At 54.5% G+C, this 20440-nt stretch carries 21 protein-coding genes and 2 pseudogenes; 5 read left to right on the top strand and 18 right to left on the bottom strand.

Going from position 1 to position 20440, the window contains the following annotated elements; genetic code table 11:
• Nucleotides 1–631: 631 nt before the first annotated feature.
• Nucleotides 632–1162 carry a hypothetical protein gene (locus MUH00_RS22640; protein WP_247005066.1) on the bottom strand — a complete coding sequence of 177 codons (531 nt, stop codon included), beginning with the start codon at nucleotides 1160–1162 and terminating at the stop codon, nucleotides 632–634.
• A 73-nt stretch (nucleotides 1163–1235) separates the two neighbouring features.
• Nucleotides 1236–2024: a hypothetical protein gene (locus tag MUH00_RS22635; RefSeq protein WP_247005065.1), complete on the bottom strand. Its 789-nt coding sequence runs from the start codon at nucleotides 2022–2024 to the stop codon at nucleotides 1236–1238.
• Between the two features lie 105 nt (nucleotides 2025–2129).
• Here MUH00_RS22635 and MUH00_RS22630 point away from each other — a divergent pair.
• A pseudogene (locus tag MUH00_RS22630) lies at nucleotides 2130–2441 on the top strand (tyrosine-type recombinase/integrase); the annotation flags it as partial.
• A 3-nt stretch (nucleotides 2442–2444) separates the two neighbouring features.
• Here MUH00_RS22630 and MUH00_RS22625 read toward each other — a convergent pair.
• The 5 genes and pseudogenes from MUH00_RS22625 to MUH00_RS23350 all read right to left on the bottom strand — a co-directional run.
• Nucleotides 2445–2963: a hypothetical protein gene (locus MUH00_RS22625; protein ID WP_247005064.1), complete on the bottom strand. Its 519-nt coding sequence runs from the start codon at nucleotides 2961–2963 to the stop codon at nucleotides 2445–2447.
• Between the two features lie 61 nt (nucleotides 2964–3024).
• Complete coding sequence (locus tag MUH00_RS22620) at nucleotides 3025–3273, bottom strand: hypothetical protein (protein WP_247005062.1); 249 nt, start codon at nucleotides 3271–3273, stop codon at nucleotides 3025–3027.
• 205 nt (nucleotides 3274–3478) lie between these two features.
• Complete coding sequence (locus tag MUH00_RS22615) at nucleotides 3479–4105, bottom strand: hypothetical protein (protein WP_247005060.1); 627 nt, start codon at nucleotides 4103–4105, stop codon at nucleotides 3479–3481.
• Between the two features lie 143 nt (nucleotides 4106–4248).
• Nucleotides 4249–4365, bottom strand: coding sequence for a helix-hairpin-helix domain-containing protein (locus MUH00_RS22610; protein WP_247005189.1), 117 nt, complete (start codon nucleotides 4363–4365; stop codon nucleotides 4249–4251).
• A 116-nt stretch (nucleotides 4366–4481) separates the two neighbouring features.
• Nucleotides 4482–4616: pseudogene (locus MUH00_RS23350) on the bottom strand (hypothetical protein); the annotation flags it as partial.
• A 400-nt stretch (nucleotides 4617–5016) separates the two neighbouring features.
• Here MUH00_RS23350 and MUH00_RS22600 point away from each other — a divergent pair.
• The 4 genes from MUH00_RS22600 (at nucleotide 5017) to MUH00_RS22585 (ending at nucleotide 8959) form a co-directional block, all read left to right on the top strand.
• A complete protein-coding gene (locus MUH00_RS22600) occupies nucleotides 5017–5799 on the top strand; it encodes a helix-turn-helix transcriptional regulator (RefSeq protein ID WP_247005058.1) in 783 nt (260 codons plus the stop codon).
• Between the two features lie 690 nt (nucleotides 5800–6489).
• Nucleotides 6490–7605: a hypothetical protein gene (locus MUH00_RS22595; RefSeq protein ID WP_247005055.1), complete on the top strand. Its 1116-nt coding sequence runs from the start codon at nucleotides 6490–6492 to the stop codon at nucleotides 7603–7605.
• An 85-nt stretch (nucleotides 7606–7690) separates the two neighbouring features.
• Nucleotides 7691–8239 (top strand): hypothetical protein, encoded by a 549-nt coding sequence (locus MUH00_RS22590; RefSeq protein ID WP_247005052.1) that lies wholly within the window; start codon nucleotides 7691–7693, stop codon nucleotides 8237–8239.
• Between the two features lie 453 nt (nucleotides 8240–8692).
• A complete protein-coding gene (locus tag MUH00_RS22585; RefSeq protein WP_247005051.1) occupies nucleotides 8693–8959 on the top strand; it encodes a hypothetical protein in 267 nt (88 codons plus the stop codon).
• A 292-nt stretch (nucleotides 8960–9251) separates the two neighbouring features.
• On the opposite strand, the gene MUH00_RS22580 is transcribed toward MUH00_RS22585, so the two are convergent.
• From MUH00_RS22580 to MUH00_RS22530, 11 genes are all read right to left on the bottom strand, one after another.
• Entirely contained in the window at nucleotides 9252–10211 is a 960-nt protein-coding gene (locus MUH00_RS22580; protein ID WP_247005049.1) for a minichromosome maintenance protein MCM, read from the bottom strand.
• A gap of 2 nt (nucleotides 10212–10213) precedes the next feature.
• The gene (locus MUH00_RS22575) at nucleotides 10214–12667 is read right to left on the bottom strand and encodes a hypothetical protein (RefSeq protein ID WP_247005046.1); all 2454 of its coding nucleotides are present in this window, start codon (nucleotides 12665–12667) and stop codon (nucleotides 10214–10216) included.
• 2 nt (nucleotides 12668–12669) lie between these two features.
• Nucleotides 12670–14793 carry a coiled-coil domain-containing protein gene (locus MUH00_RS22570; protein ID WP_247005045.1) on the bottom strand — a complete coding sequence of 708 codons (2124 nt, stop codon included), beginning with the start codon at nucleotides 14791–14793 and terminating at the stop codon, nucleotides 12670–12672.
• Nucleotides 14794–15999, bottom strand: coding sequence for a hypothetical protein (locus MUH00_RS22565; RefSeq protein WP_247005043.1), 1206 nt, complete (start codon nucleotides 15997–15999; stop codon nucleotides 14794–14796).
• 172 nt (nucleotides 16000–16171) lie between these two features.
• On the bottom strand, nucleotides 16172–17221 hold the full coding sequence (locus MUH00_RS22560; RefSeq protein WP_247005042.1) for a hypothetical protein: 1050 nt from the start codon (nucleotides 17219–17221) through the stop codon (nucleotides 16172–16174).
• Nucleotides 17218–17931: a hypothetical protein gene (locus MUH00_RS22555; RefSeq protein WP_247005041.1), complete on the bottom strand. Its 714-nt coding sequence runs from the start codon at nucleotides 17929–17931 to the stop codon at nucleotides 17218–17220. The genes MUH00_RS22560 and MUH00_RS22555 overlap by 4 nt, the downstream gene beginning before the upstream one ends.
• A 9-nt stretch (nucleotides 17932–17940) precedes the next feature.
• Entirely contained in the window at nucleotides 17941–18207 is a 267-nt protein-coding gene (locus MUH00_RS22550) for a hypothetical protein (protein ID WP_247005040.1), read from the bottom strand.
• Nucleotides 18208–18332: 125 nt separating this feature from the next.
• Nucleotides 18333–18623 (bottom strand): hypothetical protein, encoded by a 291-nt coding sequence (locus tag MUH00_RS22545; RefSeq protein ID WP_247005039.1) that lies wholly within the window; start codon nucleotides 18621–18623, stop codon nucleotides 18333–18335.
• Nucleotides 18620–18844, bottom strand: coding sequence for a hypothetical protein (locus tag MUH00_RS22540; protein WP_247005038.1), 225 nt, complete (start codon nucleotides 18842–18844; stop codon nucleotides 18620–18622). The genes MUH00_RS22545 and MUH00_RS22540 overlap by 4 nt, the downstream gene beginning before the upstream one ends.
• A complete protein-coding gene (locus MUH00_RS22535) occupies nucleotides 18838–20001 on the bottom strand; it encodes a hypothetical protein (RefSeq protein WP_247005036.1) in 1164 nt (387 codons plus the stop codon). Before MUH00_RS22535 ends, MUH00_RS22540 begins: the two co-directional genes overlap by 7 nt.
• Before the next feature lie 90 nt (nucleotides 20002–20091).
• Nucleotides 20092–20439: a hypothetical protein gene (locus tag MUH00_RS22530; protein ID WP_247005187.1), complete on the bottom strand. Its 348-nt coding sequence runs from the start codon at nucleotides 20437–20439 to the stop codon at nucleotides 20092–20094.
• Nucleotide 20440: the final 1 nt, after the last annotated feature.

Raw genomic sequence — 20440 nt, 5'->3', positions numbered from 1 at the left:
GTACCTCATTAGTCCCTAAAGCAGTGCTTTAGCGGTGAATAGGGTTGTTTCTCGCCACATCCTGTATAAAAACGGCACGGGCGATCCCGGGGACGTCCTCGACGACCACGCGGATCTGTTCGTTGCGATCGTTGTCACCATCCGCGAACATTGCCGTACCTCCTCGATTGGATCCGAATCAGGCTCGGCCCGAAGTATTGCTTGGTATACGGGGCAAGCATGAGTACAACGAGCACAGCGAGAAACAGCACTTCGAGGACGGATGGGGTTGGTACATCGGCCGTCATCCCGAGTACTCCCACAAATCGATGAGCACGGCTTTCCCGTTTTGAATCCCGATTTCATTAAATTCGCGTTTGATCCAGAGCACGTGGTCAACGAGTCAGTCTAGATATTCGACTTTCAGTCCGGTGACGAGCGTCTCGTAGTCGAGTTCGTGGTCGCGGAGACTCGTACAGTTTCTGGGCAACTAATTCGAGTGTCTTTCTGAGCTCGAATCATTCGTCGACGACCTGTTCAATTAGCCTCCACAGTGTTCTGAAATCGGGCTGCGAACGGGCAACTGTCGATACGAGCGGCGTACAGAGGATTACCGTTGCGGGGATTACGAGCACTGATGCCCGCTTACAAACTAGCCTTCAAATTCAGCTTTTCCAGCAGTTCGACCATTATGTTTAACTCTGACTCTCTTTGCCCTGTCTTGTGGGATTTTATATTCGAAATCGATTTCATAGGCTGTCTCTGATGGGCAATTTTTCCCATTATCATTTTCTTTTTCCACATGGAATACATCGATATAAAGGTAACTATTCGACCAGTCCATTTCGTAATCTCGTAACTCAGCGATACGATTTGGTTCTCCGTCTGCAATTGTCCCCTCGATATGGATTAGGTCATCATAAAATTCAATCACCGCATCATTGTACTCTTCTAACTCATCTGCTGATTCTTCTGACATGCATTTAGACTGTATAATATTAAATTCGGAAGAAATACCGTCAGTATCATCTGGTTTATTTGATTTGTGATCCTCGTTCGAATTGTTTGAATCATTAGATGTTCCTGAAGACGGATCATCGTTAGTTATCATCTTGGAGCATCCAGAGAGCGCCCCGGTAAAACTACCCAGTATAACGGATATTATCGATCTACGGTCCAGCATTTAATTGGAAATAAATCCTGAAAAGTATAAACATTTCTAATTATATAATATACAAATATATGATAGATTTAGACTAGGAACAATATACTGAATCCTTTTGGGCCACTCGTAAGAGATACGAGCCGCCTATTTCGGTTTTTGTCTCCCAATATTTATCCTCATTTGACGCAGTTATTGATATTCCCGCTGGGAAGCCAACCGAAACATTTTCAATGACTGTTTGACCCCAAGTATGGGCATATCCTGCCTGAACACGACGTTCATCAGAGGAATAATCACCAACGGGATCAAGATAGAGACCACACCAATATTGCCTATTCTTGTTGGCCTCATAATCATTCATTTTAAACACAGCGCCGTCACCGAACTCGTCAGGCTCCGGTTCAACGAGATAACTTGTCTCTGTCGTTTCGCTGACGTCATACGACGAATAATCCCACCATTGCCTCTCATAGCCGATTCCAACTCTATCATGGGGCTTCTTACCTTCCTCTATGCCATCCCACGCATATTCCCAAACGACCTCTGCGTAGTAAAGCCCATCTGGACAATCATGCCATAGTCGACAGACAATATCTAACTCGTCTTTATCATAGTTCTGCTGACCGACTCCCTCATCATCTCTTTCGATTGTATACGTATAGGCCGACTCTTCTCCGACGATTCCGTGATCATTGAGATAGTTTTCACGAACTTCATCAGAAACTCCATCATCCAACATTCTATTTGCTTCTCTAATGCGGTCTCGGAAACTGTTCCCAGAGTTGGCTGCAAAACCAACTGTAGAGAATGAACCAGCTGCGCCAAGGCCCGCGGTTGTTCTCAAAACATTACGTCGACTGAATTTATTCTGATCCGCCATTACATTCTGAGTATTAATCCTTATTCTATATAAAACTAATCTAGTTATATGCTACAAGTCGTCAGATAGAGATCATTCTCGGTTTCATGAGCAGCGCCGTTCAGCGATCGACACGAACCCGGCAGTGATATCGACGCGATCTGCCGCGATCGCGAGGTTGCGCCGCCGTTGATCACGAAAGAGGCTGGCCGACAGATCCTGAAACAACTGACCGAGGAGGCTGGGATCGACGTCGACGGCGGGTATCTGAAACCCCATGGCGCCCGGCGGGCGCTCGGGGCGGAGTTGTACGAAAAAGGTCACTCGGAACTCGCACAGTCGGCACTGCGTCACAAGTCGATCGAGACCACGCACGCCGCGTACTCCGATATCCAGGCTGAGGACATAGCGAAGTCGATCGACGAAGTTCGGAAATGATCGTTATCCTGTGAGTTGCAGGATACCAACTAAAACGATAAGGACAGAGAGGAAGGCTGCGATATATTGCGCGCGTCTCGGCCAAAGATAATTTACTTTATAATAGTCTCGGTCATAAACCATGAACGTGTATATCCTTTTATACCGATTCGATATCCTTTGCAATTCAATCCTGTCTTCTTGGTCTCTGACCCGGCACCGGCGGACTGTCACAGCTGCTGTTCCCTGGTAGGGAAGCATACGGATTTGATGAGTAACCGTTTTGCTCTCTCCCGGTTCGAGATCAAGTTCAATTTTAGTTGCGACACCATTTTCTATTTTGTTCTCTGACTCTTCAAAAGAGAACCTCAGAGTTGTACTCCCCTCCACAGGCCTATTACTGATATTTTCAGCTCGTATTTCAAACACAGGTGATTGATCCGTGAAATAGACGTTACGTCGGGATTCAAGGTCTTCAGATATTAGTTCAATCTCTAAAACATCGTCTCCCTTGGTAACTGTATAGGGTGCGTTAGCTGGCATGATTTTACGGATAGTGAAAGAAAGGCAATCAAAAAATATGTTTGGATGTGATCAATCTGGCCTACCTATCTTCCATGCGAATAGTGATTCCACCGATCGTCATAACCCTCACATCTAGTTCCTCGGAGAGCATGTCCTCTACTCCAACAGGATCGATTTCTATCGTATATCGATCGTTCTGCGGGTCGTTCTGAACCTGACTAATCTCGACCTCGGAGCCGAATGCCTCTTCGAGCCGTTCAGTGAGGTCGTCAGTGAACTCTCCGATTTCTTCGTCCATGTCTTCGAAATGGTCTTGGAAGTCAGTCATACAGTATTACTGATGGTTCTCAGATTTAAATACCTCTCGTACGCGCTTGATCTTGGTTACGAACCGATCACTCCGCGTTTCCGGTGGGACGGACCCGATCGAGCACGTCCTGCGCTCGCTGCTCACCGACACCCGGCATGGACTCTAGGCGCCTCCGAACGCTCTGCCGAAGGCCCTTGAAGGATCATCTCACGCTGTATAACGACTAAGAGATACGCTGGAAAAACCGATAGATACGGACAGTATCGGAGGGATCAGTGTATAGCACTTTACGTAGACCCTGAGCATGAAGCGAATTATCACTTTCACTTGATATCTCGTTGTATGCATCGATAAAGGTCTCTTCGCCCAAATCTCGAATCGCATGGTAGTCAGCGAGAGTTTCCTCAATACGGACTAAAATGATGAACGAACCTATCATCCCTACAGCAATGAGAACTGGAGTTAATAGTTCGGACGGTGATGCTCCAAGGGCTAAAAGTGCAAACGAGATCAGCAATAAGAGGAGACCCGCAGCGAACGATACAGCCATCCCATATAGAATACCCTTATATATTGGATTTCGGTCACGATGACTACACTCATGACGAAGTATAAGTTGCTTTGACCGGGTTGAAAGACCTTCCATACGAGATTTGTTCCAAATGATAGTACCGATCGGAGTCACTTGAGCAAAAATCGCCGAGTCGCTCCGAAACGAGTAGATGGTGGTTCTCTCGTTAAGGAGTGAAACCTCGTTGATTTCCTCGATGGATGTACGTTGTGAAACCCAAATGAACAGTTTCGTGAAAAATGTTCGAATTTTGAATCTCCACTCATTCAATTCTATCATACATTCATATTCACTTTCATAACTAAAAAGAATTCCCATCATTCAATATGCTGGTTCAGTATCAAAGTTGGTACTGCGAACCTTGATGGAATACAGTCTGCAACCAACCCGGAATCGGGAATTTGGAAGGCTGTCAGGGATAGTTACCGAACCCGATCGAGCACATCTGCCGCCCGCTGCTCGCCGACGCCCGGCACAGACTCCAGGCGCTCCCGATCGCTCCCCCGGAGGTCCTCAAGCGACTGGTACTCGTAGGCGATCGCCTTCGATGTCGCCTCGCCGATCCCGGGGACATCTCGACGACGATTCGAATCTGCTCATTCCGATCGTCGACGTAGAACGCGAGTTCGCGTTCGAACTCAGTAGCGTCGATTTCTCCGGCGGCGTACCGCTCGCGGAGGTCATCGATCGGGTCCGGGTCCGACGACAGGCGATCGCGGGCTTCGCCTACCGCGCGTTCCAGGCGGCACGAGCGCGTGTCCTCGAGCGCTCGGAGCGCAATCTCGAGCATCACGAGCTGCCAACGCTGGATGTGGCCGGCTATCCCGAGTGGACCTACTGTCAGGTCTGTGGCGCGGTCGGTCCTGATGATCCGTTCCTGACGGTTGCTCTCAAGCGGGTCGAGCGGAGCGAACGCGTCTGTGACCGGTGTGCCGATCGGAAGGCTGACTACGACGGCTGTAAGACCTACACTGCGGAGAGGTACCTTCTGAATAGCCGAGACTTTTTATCCGAAGCCGCGGGCAATAGCGGCATGTCCGATCGCGAGAAAGCAGACGACCTATTGATCGTATCGGCCCTGGTCGCATACAGCCACGTGTCATATTCTATATATCTCGAATACTACTATGCCAGTTGGAACCCATAGCAATTCCCATTAATATAAGTTGCTTTATGTGATACATAGAATCATGGACGCGGAAAAATCACACGCCGCCTACATGGCCCTCCACAAACGATCATCTATATTCAAACGGCTCATCGAGGACCCGGCTTATCAAAACCAACTGGTCAATGAGGTAGACGCTTCACAGTCGACGGTTTACCGTGGGCTCAAACAACTCGAAGATCACAATCTAGTCAAAAGACAGAATGGTATGTATGCGACGACGACGTTCGGCGAAATCGTCTATACACAGTATGAGCGAACCGACGAAATCGTCCAGACGTTTGCAGAATCAGAGCGATTACTCGAAACAAGACAGGAGATTGGAACGGTTCTTGACCCGTCCGTCGCTTGTGATGCAACGACACTTGTAATCGGGGAGACAAGACCAGATCTTGTATACGAATATCTTGAAGAACAAGTCTCTGAGGCGGCCAAGATTAGTGGTGTGGTGCCGACTGTTTTCTCGGCTATGGTAGATACGTATTTGACCCAGGTGACAGAGAACCGACTGGATGCCGAGTTTGTCTTCGGGAGGGAGGCGACTGAACATGTGCAAACAAAACTCAGTGACGAATTCAAAACCCTCCTTAACACTGGGAATTTCGAAGCTTATTCGTACTCTGGTGAAATCCCGATGGGAGTTGTCGTGATCACAGAACCTGTCGAACATGTTCTTATCGTTATTCACGACGATATTGGTGTTGTTCGCGGCGTCATTGATTCTAAAAACAGAGCCGCAGTTTCGTGGGGAATAGACTGGTATTCAAAACATGAAACCGACAGTACACCGCTATCACTTTCCTGAATTCCGACTGAAATGCAAAATACCGAGGGAAATATAAGACTTCTGCTTTTATTTCCTTGATTGACAGAGCATTACACTATCGTTTAGTGATTTGTACAGTTTAATATCGTACGAAATTGTCTATAAAGAAGTTTCGAGTAATATACAGCCGATACAAAGCGCGATAGATTGACCAAGAGATTTTAACCAACAAAAAGGCACTGTCTAGATAAGGGAAACCGCAAGACTGAGTGGCGATAAAGGCGTGACGAGCCCTGCGAAACTGCACCTAGTCGCTGACACAAGTGGGACTCGATCGACGAGCAGCGAACATTCGACTACTTCAACACACGTCACAGAATGTGTGAGTATTGCGCTAATCACTCAGGGCGTCACGACACCTGCTGAAACGCCGGAATACGCCAGAAGCGCTTAACTAGACAGTACCCGCTCCCAAATTCAGAACTACTCTTTGAGAATACTCTCCAGACTCTTCTCTGTAATAAGTGTGATCTCATCTTGGAACGTCTTACTTGACTACAAAGCAAACGCAAGACTCTGCTTTGCGTTATTGTATTGCCGTACTGCATTCCCTATAGAGCAAAAATAGTCAAATCTAACCATTGTCTGAGATGATATTCATCTACTGATGAAATATCCATCAGTTAATACTAATATTTTAACGGTTCTGAATTTAGTTGGTGTTAACCAATGGCGAGACAACTTGAAATTGGAGAGACTGTTCAGCTAAATCACAGTACCCGTCGTCGGTTCCTCAGGTTATTAGGGGCCGGTACAGTTAGCATTGCCGGACTTCAATCTGCCTTAGGAACTGCTTATGGGGAAGAGCCTGAAGGTGTTCCACTAACCCTTACCAAAGATAAACAAGGACGTCCAGATAAAGTCAAAATAATTGAAGAAGAAAGGTACGAACTACTACAGGCATACAAGGACTTTTCTGAAAAAGTGAGAGACAAAGATGAAATTAGAAGCATAACACTTCATCAGCAATCCGATAGTAGAACGGATCTTAAAATTGAGATTACTGTCCCAGAACCGGAAAATGAAATCCGATCAAGGGAAGTGAAAGAGAAAAACAAACAAGCAAAACAAGCGGTTAAAAATAATGAACCCGAGCGGCTTCCAGTTGAAATCAATCAAGAAAATATAAAATCAGAGGGTGACGCTTGTGGGTATCGCGGTGATGATCGAACCACTTTGGAGGGAGGACTTGGAATCAGTACTATTCCTTCTACTACTTCTGGAACTCTCGGTCTGGTTTGCTACGGAGATGGGACTGATACTGACGATACAGTTCTAATCACTGCAGATCACGTTATGGAGGGCAATTCAAGCATGTATCAAGTGGATTCAAACCCTGTTGGATCCTTCTCTTCACGAGACCAAAGTGAAGATATTACTTCATACGAATTTAATTCAGATTCTGGAACCTCTCCTGATCATGGGGGTGTTGTCGGTGCGGCGCCAGATGTCACTGGTGTCTGGACCTGGGATGGAATACTTGAAAATACAATCCGGGACACGATTGACTGTACCCTCTCTGGGAAAAACAGCTGTACTGAAGATAATAGGGTAATAGGAGCGGCTGCAGGTGGCGAACGTGCTGAACATCAAGTCAATATGGACTCTAGAAATGCACAGGGTGGCGATTCCGGAGGACCCTGGGTTGATGATGATGGGAAACTAGTTGCATTCCATTCCGGACGGGTTTATATCGAAGTAGGCGGTTATATCATAGATGAATGGGACGCCGGTGTTGCTGGTGATGAAGCTTTAGATGCTGTGAATGCCCAGTTAGGGTCATAAGGTCAACTGAAAGTAGAGTTGGTGAATCTTTAATACGGTCGGGACAATTAGCAACAAACAGTCAGAACCCCACATAATCAGTAACATGAGTACCAATAAAAATCTAAAAATCACAAAACGCAGATTGATGAAAATAGGAGTCGTTGTCCCCATTTCCGGATTTGGTTCTTGGTGGTTATTTTTGCGATCAGATCCAGATCCACTAGACAACCTACCGGAAGAAATAGACTCAGCGGAGTTTGACTGGGGTGAGATCCCCACCCGTGAAATTGACGAAAACACACCCCCATCTGAGAAACCTATCATAAATTTTGACAGTGAAGAAAACGAAGTATATGTCGAAGGTGTTCTAACTTATGGTTCAAGTACATGTAATGCTATAACAGTTGAGAAGCTTAATTTTGAGAATGAAAAAAATACATTACATATTAGTGTTGGTTGGGTAGAGGAGGGGAATAAGACTGGATTGTTCACCGGCTCATGTACTGATGATTTGGATCATAAGCCGTATTCCGTTACTTTAGGATTGGAATCGACCCTTCCAAATATAGTAGAAGCAGTTGAAAATCATTTCGACCCTACTGAAGATGACGATACTCGTGTTGTGACTAATAGAATTGAATACTCTGAATGATCACTCTCAAAGTTAGGGTCTTTACTCTATAGCAGTAATTTTGAATTTAGGCGCTATATTCCAGGTAACTTCCTTGCTTTTGCCGCTTCGAAGTCGGCTTCGCGAACCTCGTCGAGAAGTTTGGGTCCAAGCACTCGAACCCTGGTGTGATCGAAATGGAAGGAGAGTTCATAGCTGAATGCAACCAGAAGTTGAACAGCAACTGCCCTGTTCCGAAGTAGAAGGCACGGACTCGAGGACTATCAGAATCACATCGGCCAATGAAGTCGCGTTTCAACTGTTGGATCGCCGTCTCAAACGCCATCGGTACCAGTACTGTTAGACGAGTCCCCGGAGTAGTCCGTCAGCTGCCACAGATTGTAGATCAGAGTTGACAGCACGAAGTTACACAGGCGAAGCCGGTAGTCCGTCGACGACGTCTTCGGCAAGTCCCGCGACCGCGAACCCGTCGGGTTGACCGACGCCGCTCACGACTCGCTCGCGCGCTTGCAGCGCGTACAGGATCCGCCGATCGACGAGTGGCCCGTGTTCCCGACGGGGCACACGACGTCGTGGTACAACGCCGTCGAGAAGGTGACGGGCGATCGGCCCGAACCCGGCAGTGATATTGACGCGATCTGCCGCGATCGCGTCTTTCCCGACGATCCGCTGTTCGACAGCGATCGATCGTATCCAGAAAACGTTGCTCGCGTCCAGCAGCACAAGAACGGGCAGCGGTAATCTGTATCCAGATACTGTCTCCATATTCGTTTTCCTCACAGTTCTCGGGGGAAGACACGTCTGAACACTTCGCCGGACACCACGGTGTCGGTCTGAATTGCTGGACGTCTTTCAACCACCGGAGACTCTACATTGTACGCGCGTAGCCGCGGGCGCTCGGAGACACGCAGACGACCGTTTCCTCAGACGCGCTCAGATTGGTCGCTGATCGCCTTTTCTGCCACATCTGGTTGTCCTCGGAGGATGGACGCGCGTACGGACGACGGTGGGATCTCGGACGGACGATCGGCTGCTACGTAACCATCAGTTTGCCGCCGCCGATCTCGCTGATTTCCTTCTGATCGATGAGGTCCTCCAGTTGTGACTCGACTTCCTTGCGGCGGACACCTTCGTCGACGAGTGTTTCGATGATTGCCTCGCGATCGGCGCCGAACGACGACGGGTCTTCGTCCTGTTTCGCTTCGACTTCCTCGCAGATCGCGTCGGCAAGCTCATCCGGCGAGAGTCGATCGGCGAGCACGCCTTCCTCGTGAGACTCGATATCCCACGTCTCAAGGTACGTTTGGAGAACTGATTTTTTCTGAATGCGGCCGGTATCGTAGTAGCCGACGAGCGAGACGTGATCTCCAGGTCCGATCCGATCGACGAGGTCCTCGGTGAGATAGACGGCGAGCTGTGGCGGATCGTCGTCAAGATTTGTATCCGCGCGCTGGAGGATCACCTTGCGGTAGTCGAGCAGTTCCGACTGCTGTCGCCGGAACAGGAACGGACCGGATTTTTTCTCACAACCCTCACACGCGTGCGGGTCGATCATCTTCCCGTACGATTGGGGAACGTAGTTCAGCGTCCCACACTGGTGGCATTCGAGTGCGGCCATCTTCGCGAACGGTTTGACGCCGTCCATTTCAACGACCTCGCCGGTAATCGTGATGAGCCGACCGAGATGGATCGTTCGCTGCTTCCCGACGCGGAACTGGTACTCGTCGGGGATGTTGTGCACACGGACGATCGAGTCCGGGATATCGACCTCGTTCCAGCACTCGATCGCTTCCGCGGTACTGCCGCGCGCCCGCTGCGGGTTCCGAAGGAACGTCTTCGCGATCGTCTTGTCGAACTCTCTGATCCGTTCCCAGTCGAGTCGGACCGATCGCTCCGCGGGGTAGTGGCTGTTGACCTCACGTACAACCCCCTCGAAGACGTCACGGACGAGCGTGTGGTACTCGTCTTTGATCTTGGATTCGTCTCGATTCATGGTCACTCGTACTCAGACAGGTCGTCGTTGATCGATTCCCAATCCAGCGTCGCAGCCTGCTTGCCGATAGGCGTCGTCACGTAGTCCTTCCCTTTTTGCGCCCAGCACGGCCCGAGACCGTCGTCTTTCGACCAGTAGTTTCGCAGCGTCGACGCGCTGTAGGAGAGGTGTTCGGCGACGTCGCCAGTCGTCCGAAGACCGTCGTGTTCGTGGACAGCGGTCACCGCCTCGATCAGCTTCTCGCGTTTGCCCGGCGGATCCTCCAGCCACGGCCGGATCTGCTCGGGAACGCCGTACTCGTCCGCGACATCCTCGACGGTTGCGGTGAGGTCGTCTGCGGCGAGTGAGACGCTTCGCTGCTTGTTGTGGTGGCCGCTCGGTTGTAGGAGCAAATCATTCGGAATCTCGAGCTCGCGGCGCTGTTCCAGGGCGTCGTCGACCCACGCCCGCCGATCGTCCGCCGGCGTCTCGAGGAACCGGCCCGCGACCGGCGCCCCGTCAGCGACCCGCGTATCGACGCCCTCCAGGTCTTCGCGGAGCAGGAACCAATCGCCGATCGCCGGTGGCCCGTCGGCGTCGATCTCGTAGACCGCACAGTCGACGACGTCGACCCACCACTCGGGATCGTCCTCGTCGCCACGCCACGAGTCGTGCTCGTGCTCGCGAACGCGAGCGCCCCACGCGATCCCGTACCGATCGCGCCAGTGGCGATCGCCGAGGCCGAGGCCGCACGGCGCCCCGCGGAGTTCGACCGGGTAGTCGGGCTTCCCTTCGGAGATGATCATTCCCCAGCCGATATCGAACTCGGAGAGTTGGCGCTGTTGTTCCCACGAGAAATGGTGCGTCCTGTCGAGCGTGTCAATCTCGTCCTCGCCGAGCTGCAACAGGAACTTGATCGCGATGTTCGATCGAACCGGCTTGTAGACGTCGTTCCACTTCTGCGTGGATCCGAGGAGAAGGATCCGCCGGCTTCCGCCCTGCGTTGTCAGGAAGAATATCGTCTGCCGGAGCGTCTTGATATCGTCCTTGTACCGGACGTCGGCCATCTTCGACGGAGCGATATTCTTCAACTCGCGGATCTCGATACAAACGCGAGGCAACCGGGGGTTCTCGTCACGGGCCTTGTAGATGAGCCGCAGCCACAGGTCCATGATGACGTATTTCAGCGGTTCGAGGCCGCTACCGAGGAAGTTGCAGCAGAGAACGGCAGCCCGTTCTTGATTGGCGATCACGTCGACCATATCGAGGTTCGTCGCGGCCGACGGCGACGTGATCAGTCCCTCCGCGGCGAGTTGACCGAGACGTTGCGCCGCCGTTTCGAGGGCGCTTTCGGCGTCCATCTGATAGTGCGCCGTGTACGTCGACGTCGAGGTCTCGCCAGCGCGTTTTTCCTCGATCTCGGTCCACTCGATCGTCGCCTCCATTTCGCGGGCGTACACCTGGAGTCGGGAGACGAGCTCGGACACCGACCCGCTGTTCGTCAGCGTCTCGTCGAGTGCCTTCTTGATCCGGGCCTCGACCGTCTCGTCACTCTTCGTGACGCCCGCGAGGCGGAGGATCAGGTGCGGCGTAAGACAGTCGATCCCGATCGTGAACAGCCGGAAGTTCGAGGGCAGCAGGTTGGGAATGTCGCCCATCGCCGGCACGAACACGTCCGCGGCCATCGCGTCGGATTCCTGCTCGAATCGATCGAGGTTCTGCTGGATGACCTGCTCGTCGTTCGGAATCGCGATCATCGGCGTCTCCATCCGGCCGTCGTCCATGATCGAGATGTACGAGTAGCCGTGCTCTGACTGGAGGTTCTTCCCGAGTGAGACGAGCGTCGAGTCCTTCCCGCGACGCGGGAGCGCGATCGCGCCGATGTGATCGCACGATTGGTGCGGAATCTCGACGAGGCGATCATCGAGGTCGACCGCCGAGTCCCTCGGGATCCGAAGCCGACCGACCGGTGTCGGTTCGTCGACGGTCGTCTTTGCGCCGGGTTCGTCGATCGATGCGAATCGTACAGGTGCGTATCTCGTCGTGTCGATAATCGAGTTCATGATTCCGAGTTCTTCCGCGATTTCTGCAAGCGTCTCGAGTTCTCGCTCCGGGTCTGGTGGCGATCCACCCTGTGACCGAACGTGATCGTGGTCGTGGAACGCAGTTTTCGTCTCCGCATCCAGGCCTTCGTAGGACGGATCGAGCACCGTCGGCAGGTTCTCGGACTGCTTGATCGTCCAGTGGAGCGTCAGCAGCAGGTCCTCGATGTGGTAGTGGCTCTCGCCGGCGATCGCGGCCCGGGCCTCCGTGACGAGTTTCCGGACGAACGCCTCGTGTTCCGCCTGCGACTGGCGCTGACGTCGCTGAATCCGCTTTCGCTTCAGGTTTTTCAGTGCCGTTCCGACGTCGGTCGAATCTCTCGCCTGGATCTCGTCATACCGGGCAAGAGCCGGGTTCTCTCGTTCCGAAGACATGGTTATACACCCCCAGTTTCGAACAGTTGTGCCGCCCGCGGCGACGGGACGAACCCGCGAAGATCTTCGGTCGGGTTGCACTCGGGGAGGTTGTAGTAGGGATCGCCGTGTGATCCGGTGAACCGATCGGAGAACTGCGAGTGCAGCGCCTCCATATCAGGAAGCCGTTTCTTTTTGGCCGGGTAGACGAGCGTTTTCGTCGTTGTTCGGCCACTCGCATCCTCAAATTCGACGTCGATCTCTTCGAGAACGTGACCCTCTTCGACGAGCCAGCGGTATTCGTCTGCGACAAGTCGTGGGTCGTGGCCAAGATCGGACGACAGCCGCTTATCCTCGTGCGGGTGCTCGATCACCTCCATCGCGAGGCCAGCTTTGTCGATCACCTGCTCGGGGGCGTCCTCAACGACCGTTTTGATCTCCTGTTGGATTGCCGGCTTCTCGGTCTGCTCCAAGTGGCCCCGGAGATTCGGCTTCATCTGAGCGATGTTTCGGGCGTACTGCTCCAGTACAGACGGGGAGACCTTTTCGTCGTGGGTGAGCTGATAGAGTCGAAGCGAGAACTCGGTGATGAACTCCTCGCGATCGTAGGACACGTACCGACGACCGGGAAGCCAGCCCATATAGCACTCTACGTCCGCCGTCTCGACGGTTTTCACGCGGCCGGCGGCGTCGTCCCAGTAGCTCCACTCCTCCGGCTGTCGGTGGATTTGCAGCCGCCTCGATCGGCGCTTTTTCGACACCCAGAACGTGAACAGGCCGACGAGGATCGCGATCGCGATGAAGACGATGTAAAGGATCGGATGCACCCACAGACGGGCGAGGATCAGCAGCGAAACGAACGTCACGAACGCCGGCAGTCCGAACTTCCAGAGCAGGTCATCGGAGTGCAGTCCCGCGTTCAGATCGAGAACCAAGTGTTTGAGTTCCTCCGCAAATCGGACCTTCCACGGGACCTCGTCCTCGTCTTCCGGTTCATCGCCAGGACTACCCGAGACGAGGTTCGCAATCGTACCGAGAACGCCCGCGATCAGCCCGACAATCCAGCCGATCGACGCGATTGCGACGTCTACCGCCCTCCGATAGCAGTGGCCGACGACCGCTCGACCTTTGGCACGTAGCCCGTCCGCGTTGGCCCATACGTCCCCGATCGACTGGCGATCCGATGCGACTCGATCGGTGCTGTGGTCGTCGTCCGTTTCCGGTTCCGGTTCCGGGAGAGCGTACACATCATCATGGCCTCGGGACCGTACATCCAGATCGCTCTCGGGTTCGATTTCCGACTCGATCTCGGCGCGGACGGCGGCCAGTTCGTCGCGGACCGATTCGAGTTCCTGTTCGATCGCCTCGCACTCCTCGAGAAGCTGGTCAGCTTCGTCGACGGCGTCTTGGCCGCCCCCATCCATGAGATCGTACATCGACACCCGATCGTCGAGTGCCGAGGGATCACTGAGGTCGAGATCGGCACCGAGGGCGTCATCGAGAAGATCGTCGATCCGCTCGGTTTTTCGGTTGTACTCCTCGATCAGTTCGGTCTCGCGAGCCGAGAGTTCGTCGAGGCGGGACTCGAGATCGCTATCGTCCGACGCCGGGGCCTCCGGCTGACCGTCACCGTTGTTCGATTCGTACCGTCCGTAGTAGTCGACAACTTCGCCTTCGTGGGGTTCACCGCGGAGGGCTGCGTCGACGTTCGACCTGATTTCCTCGAACGAGTGATCGGTTGTGGCGATGACACGCGTCGTCCGATCGGTCGATCGCATTTCGTCGGACAGGTGCTCGATCGACTCCGGAAGCCATCCCGTGATCTCGGCGGCCGACTCGGCGTATCGCTTCCGAAGCACCCCGATATAGCGCCAGAACAGGTAGATCGCGACGGGGACGAGCACCCACATTGTGTTGACGATGCTCCCCACGAGCCGGACGAACCAGTAGGACGATGATGAGGTCGTGGTCTCGGTTTGAATCACTGCCCACACGCCGGCGACGATAACCCCGATCAGGACGAAGATCGCGGCGCCGATAAGCCGGGTCGGAGCCTTGCGAGGATCGCCGAGGATTCGACGGACGATTCGCGTTTTGATACCTGGGTTCGGGTCGTGCGGATCGCGATCGAGTAAATCGAGACTCATCTAATCAGCCCCCGTAGCACCGCTTGCGTTGTCTCGTGGCGTGTCTGCGCTCGGTAGTTCGCGCGGTCCGTACGTCGACGTCTTCGCGTTCGCGAACTCGCGCTCACCGCGGAGTTCGGCGATCATCTCTTGGACCTGCATCCTCGTTTCGCGAACCTCGTTTCCGCGGGAGTAGTCCCGCTCTGCTGTCAACAGCGCCCGTTCGATGTTCGATAGTGCCGTCGTCGCTCGAAGCCGGCCTTCGACGATGAGCGGCTTCAGCCACGTCTTCTCGCGCAGGCCTTTCTCGGTGATTGGGTCGAGTGTCTTGAGGTCGTCCACACCGTGATGTTCGAAGACGTCGTTGCCGTTCTCGTCCTGCACGATATGGCCGTCCTCGTCGACGGCGACGATCCCGCGGCAGGCGACCTGTATCATGTCGTCGACGGTCTCGATCCCGACGTTCTTCCAGTAGCGAGCGTCGTTCCGTCCGATCCCCTCAACCTCTTCGAGAGCGTGCTTCGCCGCTGCGTTCCGCTGTTTCTCGTGTTCCTGTCGAACCGCCTCGCGAGCGAGTGCTGCCTTCGAGGTCGCGATCTGTTGTGCTCGAAGGACCCACTCGTGTTTCCGCATCGCGAACAGCGACAGTCCCGCGATAACCGCGATCAGTGCAATCCAGTCGAGAGGCGAGAACAACTGCGCGATACGGAGGCTGATGAACGTGTTGATCTGGTCAGTCCAGAGCCCCTCCAAGAATTGCGCTCGTTCCTCGGTGTCTGTGACGTACGCTTCGAGCCCGTCTGGATTGGTCTCGTAGCCCTCCTCTTCGGCTTTCCCTTCGACGTACTCGATGAATCCGAGGTAGGACGGGTCGATCCTTGTATTCGCCGAGACGTCCGTATTCGTCGCGTAGAGTTCGACCGTCTTCGTGCTCTCGTCGGCGAAGTACAGCTCGAGCGAGAACAGCGAAACCGAATCCCTCGGCGCCGCGTCGGGCCCGTACTCGACGCGGACAACCGATCCGTCGCCGATGACGGTGGCCTCTGCTCCGGGTTCGTTTACCCGGACGGATTCGGCCGGTTGCGAGAGTGAGAAGGTCGCGAACGTTCCGCTCGTGTTGTACGTCTCGTCGCTTTCGACCGTCTCGATCGACACGCAGTCCGCGTCAGGGATATCTGGTGTGAGCCGGACCTGCGAGGCCTCGGTCGGGCCGGCAGTATCGTTCACAGTCGCGTTTCCGTTCTCTTGGACAGCCAATACGGGGTCGGGAGTCGCCGACGTCCCCGCTGCGCTAACGGCCGGCGCCGCGGCGCCGATCGCGCTCAGGACGAGCAGTGCAGCGAGGACTAGCCGTACGACTCTCTGGGTGTGTGTTTTCATTGGTGTGAAATCGGTGGTGTTACTCGGCCTTCGCCGTACTCCGCGAGGTCAGCACTCCATCACGTGAGTCGTTCCGAGACTCGGAGCGATCGGATCGCCGATCGTGGTCGGTGTTCACCGATTCGATGATATCGAGGAACATCTTTTTCGCGTCGTCGAGGTGTTCGAGGCTGCCGTGGTTGCGGTTCTCCAGGGCTTCCTCCATCGCCTCGATCATCTCGGTGTGCGTGCCGTTCAGCCGGCGCTCGTGATCGAGGTGCTTCCGAAGCTGCTCGATCTCGTCTTTCATAGTCTGGATTTCGGCGCCAGATTTCCGATCAGACGGGACGAACTCGTACGTTGCCCGCCGATCGGGATTCGAAATGAGACTGTCATCTTTTGCCCGAACGGTGATACGAGCCTCTTCTTGGTCCCACGTCGACGATTGGTCGAGCGGGACTTCGTACGTCACTTGATCGCCAGGGAGGTTCTTGTCGAGATCGCGCGCTTTGTCGTCGTCAGCCGTCAGTTTCGGCGACCAGAACAGCCCCAGAATCCGATTCTTCTTGAAGACCGGTACCAAGAGCGCGTCGCGATCCCCTTTATCGTCAAACAGCGGCTGGACGAGATTCCGATCGTAGTAGTACGTCTCAGACGCGTTCGACGTCTCGCCTTCGTACGTGATATTCAATTCGCCGGCCTTGCTGTCTAACCGCATCTTGAACCAGACGCCGGCCGCGACGGCTATCAGTATCGAAATCGCGAATTCGATCTGATCGGCGTACGCCATTTCCGACGGACTGCCCGACTTCGCCATTTGATACGCACCGACCAAGATGACGAGCAGGAACGCGGCCACAGAACCAAAGAAGAGCAGCGTCGTCGTCGGTTGGACCCGCGCCCGAGTCGTGAACCCGACGCGTTCGGGACGCTGTGCGTTCTTGGACTCCATCCGGAGGTCCTCTTGGGTGCGTTCGATCTGCTCGCGATCGCCGTTCAACGACGATCGGCGCATCCAGAGGAGGTACCCGATCCCGACGACGGCCAGCACCGCAATCGCGGCGATTATCGCACTCCGCACGTCGATCATGCTTCTCCCTCGGTTTCGTCCTCAGTCATGATCGACTCCGTAACGGTTTCGATCCGTTCAGCCGCTTCCGCCGGCGGCTCATCACCGTGACCTGCTGCCGTCGACGGCGACGGCGTCGCGGGGCTGGAGAGGGCGTCACCGGGGCTCTCGAACTCCAGTTCGAGACCGTTGACGGTCTCCAAATCAATCCCCTTGATATCCGCGTTCAGGAGGGTTCGGAGTTGCTCACCGCGGCTCAGGAAGTTCGCGTACCCGCGTTCCCACTCTGAAATGATCTCCTGTAGGACGCTGCAATGGTGTTTCGCCGCGTAGGCGGACAGTTCCGCCTGCAATTCGTCGTCGTCCTCCGATTCGTCGAGGATCCGCTCGAAGGTTTTCTTCGGGTGGTACCGGGCCAGCGGCGGGCACTGTACGCCGTAGTGGGGACAGCCCTTACACCGCTTGGGGAATGCTTCTTCCCCGTCGTCGACGTCGGCATGATCATACATCTTGTGCAACGGGTCGTCCTGTAGTTCCGCCATTTCCGTCTGGACCTTCGTCTGTAAGCTGCCGACGGGGACGTTGTAGGACTCGAGGATCCACTGGGAAATCGCCTTCCACAGCTCCTCGCTGTCGTCGCTCAGGTACCCCTGTTTATCGCGCAGTTCTCGCCGAAGCTCTGCGAGCTCCGATCGCCGTTGCTCGTGGTTCGTATTTGTGTGCGATTTCATGAATTTCGATTATCGGTTTGTGAGCGCCGTTCGATCTTTCAGCGGCCACGGGACAAGTTCATCCGAGTAGTCGTCGACCTCCAGGGGGAACTCTGGAGAACACCCTTTGGGCCACAACAGCACCGCGTCCGTTCCTGGGACGGTCATGCCCCGGTAGTCGTCCTCTGGTTCAAGGGGGAAGTCGCTCGATTCGACGACGTCGGCTGCAACGTAGAGTTGCATCGCCGATTTATTCGGATGACACTTCCCCGTCAGAAACAGCGGTGGGGGTGTCACGGGACTCTCCTCGTCTCTGTGTGGTGTGTTCGGTGCCGGCACCAGCGGTGTCGATTACGGTTGTATCGTTCCATATCGGTCATCGTAGGCGTTATAATCGTTACAACAGGCGAAGTTTGAAGACGTCACTTCTGTTCGTATCCGAAGGGGTTCCACGAACTCGTCTTCCGGCGGAGGTCCGAATCCCGAATCGTCCGGTAATTCGAAAGCCAGAAGAACGAAAACAGGATGAGTAACACCGCACCTGCGAAGTAAAACCCCGTGTATATCGTCACGATCGCCGCGAGGAGCCACATCGTTGCGACGAGTAGGTGAAAGAGGCACTGGAGAGTCGTTGCGTGGCCAGCGTACTGAGTCGAGAGGTAGTATCCGGTGACGATACTGACCGCGATTATGATCAGTGGTTCGAACATCATTTTCTCTGACTCCCTCCGTTGCCTTTGTCCGGCGTTTTCCGGGCCGCTTTGCCCTTGTTGACGCTCAAGACGTACTCTTGTACGAACGGGACGAATAGTACGAGTCCGACGATGAAGGCCGACAGAATAAGCGCGACGTAGAACCCACCGGGGTTCAGCATACTCACCGCGAATATCGTGAGGATAATCACCCCCAGTGCGATATTCTGGAGGCTTACCATGTCACCACCCCGGAGATCGGGACGACCATTCCGAACGGCCAGAAGTCGCCGAGATCGTGGAGCGATCGGCGGAACGATCGGTACTCGGCGATCGCCTTATCCGGTACAGTCGGGTTGGCTTTGAACTCAACTTCGGCGGTCTCGTCGTTGAAATAGAATCGGATTTTCTCACCATCGTCGACCTCCTGGTAGAACACCGGATCGTCGCTGTTCCGATCGACCGGCGCCCATGGCTCAGACTTCGACGTCCGGTAGACAGCGTTCCAATCGTCGATCCGTTGTTCGTCATTCTCGTCATTCACCAGCGGGACCGTCACCGACGGAGAACCGTCTGCTGTGAACGTGTACGTGCGCTTTTCGAGATCGCCATCCCCCAGCCACTCAGAGACTGTCTTGATGATTCCCTCTGCATCGTGCTTTCGGCTATCTCGCCATGCTGGGAGGAGCACCGTCGGCTTCGAGGGAGCGAACAGCACGGTCGAATTCGAGGGCATCACGAACGATATCTCGGTATGGGCCTCCTGTTGGTCGAAGTCGTGGATATCGATCCACTCCGCTTTCGTGTTCCCGTTGTTCGACTCGACGGTGCCAAGATTCGTCGGCGGGAGGATCTCTGCCGAGACCTCCGCAGTGATGTGAACGCAGTATGAATTCGGGTTCTCGGCTTGCAGCCTGTAGAACGCCGAGGTTTCCTCGATTGTCAGGCGCGTATTGTGCTCGACATCCGACGCTGATCCGCTTTGGTTGTACTCCTCGAGCACGGCCTCGTCGGTGAGGAACCCGTCGTGTGAGACCTCTGTCGAACACTGACGCTCCTCTTCGGCAGCCGCCACGCCCGCCGCGCCGATTGGCACGACAACGGAGACCACGAGCGCGATCGCCAACGCGAGTTGGATCGAGCGCGTCATCGACGACCACCCCCTCGCCACGGCAAGATCCGGCACCACAGGCTGTGGACATCCTCGCCGGCGCGGCCGCTCCAGAGGTACTGACCCGTCTGTTTGAACTCTTGGGTCGGGAAGATCACCGCACCCCAGAGGAATACGGCGATCCCCGCGAGAGCCACGATGAACAACAAATCGTGGGTCATCCCGATGAAGATGAATGCACAGAAAATGAACAGGAACAGCACTTTTCCTGTGGCCCGGAAGAGCCACCGTTCGAAGTTCTCGATGCGTGGACCTCCGGTACTGGTTCGACTACGATTCTGTCCTCGAGGTTTTCGTCCTGAATTTGGCATGATTGAATCACTTGCTTTTGCGTCGGGTTCGGTACCCCCGCTTCTCGCGTCCCGAAATCGACCTCGAAACTCGAGATTTGACCGATCGTTTTGCTCTGGAGCCTCGCTTCGTCCGGGTGACGATCAGACTCGTCGCCACAAATCCGACCACGACGAGCAGCGCGATCGGGCCGCCGAGAATCGCGACCAGGATCAGGAACTCGTCGACGAAGAGAACGACGATAATCAGCCAGAAGGCGACTTTGAGCACCGGATTCGGGACGTGCTCGGTTGGAATCCTGCTGCCAACTTCACGGCCGCCGACGCGAACGCGACCGAGCTGCTCCATGAGCCAACCCAGCGGGGAAAAGATCACT

It is taken from the genome of Halosolutus gelatinilyticus (genome assembly GCF_023028105.1).
Classification (GTDB): Archaea; Halobacteriota; Halobacteria; order Halobacteriales; family Natrialbaceae; genus Halosolutus; species Halosolutus gelatinilyticus.
This window is presented reverse-complemented; position numbering and strand designations above follow the sequence as displayed.

Bases quoted from the DNA above. Each gene is read 5' to 3' on its own strand.
- MUH00_RS22640 (WP_247005066.1), bottom strand. From the start codon at position 1,162: ATGCTGGACCGTAGATCGATAATATCCGTTATACTGGGTAGTTTTACC.
- MUH00_RS22635 (WP_247005065.1), bottom strand. From the start codon at position 2,024: ATGGCGGATCAGAATAAATTCAGTCGACGTAATGTTTTGAGAACAACC.
- MUH00_RS22625 (WP_247005064.1), bottom strand. From the start codon at position 2,963: ATGCCAGCTAACGCACCCTATACAGTTACCAAGGGAGACGATGTTTTA.
- MUH00_RS22620 (WP_247005062.1), bottom strand. From the start codon at position 3,273: ATGACTGACTTCCAAGACCATTTCGAAGACATGGACGAAGAAATCGGA.
- MUH00_RS22615 (WP_247005060.1), bottom strand. From the start codon at position 4,105: ATGATAGAATTGAATGAGTGGAGATTCAAAATTCGAACATTTTTCACG.
- MUH00_RS22600 (WP_247005058.1), top strand. From the start codon at position 5,017: ATGGACGCGGAAAAATCACACGCCGCCTACATGGCCCTCCACAAACGA.
- MUH00_RS22595 (WP_247005055.1), top strand. From the start codon at position 6,490: ATGGCGAGACAACTTGAAATTGGAGAGACTGTTCAGCTAAATCACAGT.
- MUH00_RS22590 (WP_247005052.1), top strand. From the start codon at position 7,691: ATGAGTACCAATAAAAATCTAAAAATCACAAAACGCAGATTGATGAAA.
- MUH00_RS22580 (WP_247005049.1), bottom strand. From the start codon at position 10,211: ATGAATCGAGACGAATCCAAGATCAAAGACGAGTACCACACGCTCGTC.
- MUH00_RS22575 (WP_247005046.1), bottom strand. From the start codon at position 12,667: ATGTCTTCGGAACGAGAGAACCCGGCTCTTGCCCGGTATGACGAGATC.
- MUH00_RS22570 (WP_247005045.1), bottom strand. From the start codon at position 14,793: ATGAGTCTCGATTTACTCGATCGCGATCCGCACGACCCGAACCCAGGT.
- MUH00_RS22560 (WP_247005042.1), bottom strand. From the start codon at position 17,221: ATGATCGACGTGCGGAGTGCGATAATCGCCGCGATTGCGGTGCTGGCC.
- MUH00_RS22555 (WP_247005041.1), bottom strand. From the start codon at position 17,931: ATGAAATCGCACACAAATACGAACCACGAGCAACGGCGATCGGAGCTC.
- MUH00_RS22545 (WP_247005039.1), bottom strand. From the start codon at position 18,623: ATGATGTTCGAACCACTGATCATAATCGCGGTCAGTATCGTCACCGGA.
- MUH00_RS22540 (WP_247005038.1), bottom strand. From the start codon at position 18,844: ATGGTAAGCCTCCAGAATATCGCACTGGGGGTGATTATCCTCACGATA.